The 1,525-nt window shown below is 62.5% G+C and carries 1 protein-coding gene; it reads left to right on the top strand.

Translation table 11 applies throughout. The annotated features are described in order from the left end of the window. Nucleotides 1–66: 66 nt before the first annotated feature. Nucleotides 67–1,440 (top strand): transposase, encoded by a 1,374-nt coding sequence (locus NKI85_RS37670; RefSeq protein ID WP_352780956.1) that lies wholly within the window; start codon nt 67–69, stop codon nt 1,438–1,440. The last annotated feature ends 85 nt before the right edge of the window (nt 1,441–1,525 follow it).

The following is a 1,525-nucleotide window of genomic DNA, read 5'->3' as shown; positions in this document are numbered from 1 at the left end:
AAAAGTCCGGGTTGCAGCAGTCCTGAAGCACTGATTCAATCTTCGTCGTAAGAGGAGATTGAGTCGATGATGGGCGAGCAAAGTGTGATGCAGGAGGAGCTGTTCTACGGCTTCAGCCTGGAGCGGCATGTGCCGGCGGATCACCTGCTCAGAGCGATCGACCACTTCGTCGACCTGTCCGCCATCCGCCAGCATCTGGCGCCCTTCTACAGCTCGATCGGCCGTCCCTCGATCGACCCTGAGCTGCTGATCCGCATGCTGATCGTCGGCTATTGCTTCGGCATCCGCTCGGAGCGCCGGCTGTGCGAGGAGGTACATCTGAACCTGGCCTATCGGTGGTTCTGCCGGCTTGGTCTCGAGGGTGATGTGCCTGACCACTCAACCTTCTCCAAGACCCGCCACGGCCGCTTCCGCGATGCCGACCTGCTGCGCGAACTGTTCGAGACCGTCGTCCGGCGCTGCATAGCTGAAGGGCTCGTCGGCGGCGAAGGCTTTGCGGTCGATGCCAGCATGATCGTCGCCGACGCCCATCGTCAGCGCGGGATCGAAACGGCCGAGGACCTCAATCCCAAAGCCAAGCGGGCCGTGGCTGAGTATCTCGCCACTCTGGATGACGCCGCCTTCGGGGCCGCCACGCCGGTAGAGCCAAAGTTCGTATCGCCTGTCGATCCTGCAGCACGCTGGACCGCCTCTTGGGGCGGCCCGGCCGTCTACGCCTATTGCACCAACTATCTGATCGACGTGGAGCACGCCGTCATCGTCGATGTGGAGCCCTCGACCGCGGTGCGCCAAGCCGAGGTGACGGCCGCCAAGACCATGATCGAGCGGGCGCACGACGAGCTCGGCCTGTGGCCGGAGCGGCTGATTGCCGACACCGGCTACAGCTCGGCCGAAATGCTGAACTGGTTGGTGCATGAGCGTGGGATCGAGCCGCATATCCCGGTGTTCGACAAGTCTAGGCGCAAGGATGGCACCTTCTCGCGCGACGACTTCACCTACGACCATAAGGCCGATGCCTATATTTGCCCGGGCGGAAAGACGCTCAGGCAGCGCCAGAAGACCTATCGGGTGCCACACCCTCTCGTCGACGAGAATGGCATGATGCGCTATCGCGCCAGCAAGCTGGATTGCGACGCCTGTGCCCTGAAGCCCCGCTGTTGCCCGAAGGAGCCGGCGCGCAAAGTGCTGCGCTCGATCTATGAGGGCGCGCGCGACATGGCCCGCGACATCGCCAAGACCGAGGCCTACCAAACCTCACGCTATCAACGGAAGAAGGTGGAGATGCTGTTCGCGCACCTCAAGCGCATCCTGAAGCTCGACAGACTGCGATTGCGCGGCCCCTGTGGTGCCCGCGATGAGTTCCACCTCGCAGCCATCGCCCAGAACCTCAGGAAATTGGCCAAGATCTGCACTATCCGGACACCAATCCCAGCCACTTAGGGCAAGGAGGCCGCCTCGACCCAATCGCAACTCGTCGCGGCGAAAAGAACGCCTGGCTTAATCACCGACTTCTTCAACACAATCG

Source organism: Mesorhizobium sp. M0571, from assembly GCF_040320985.1.
GTDB lineage: Bacteria > Pseudomonadota > Alphaproteobacteria > Rhizobiales > Rhizobiaceae > Mesorhizobium.
The sequence above is the reverse complement of the archived record's forward strand: the minus strand, read 5'-3'. Positions and strand labels throughout refer to the sequence as shown.

Coding starts and splice junctions, on each gene's coding strand:
- NKI85_RS37670 (WP_352780956.1), top strand. CDS start 67: ATGATGGGCGAGCAAAGTGTGATGCAGGAGGAGCTGTTCTACGGCTTC.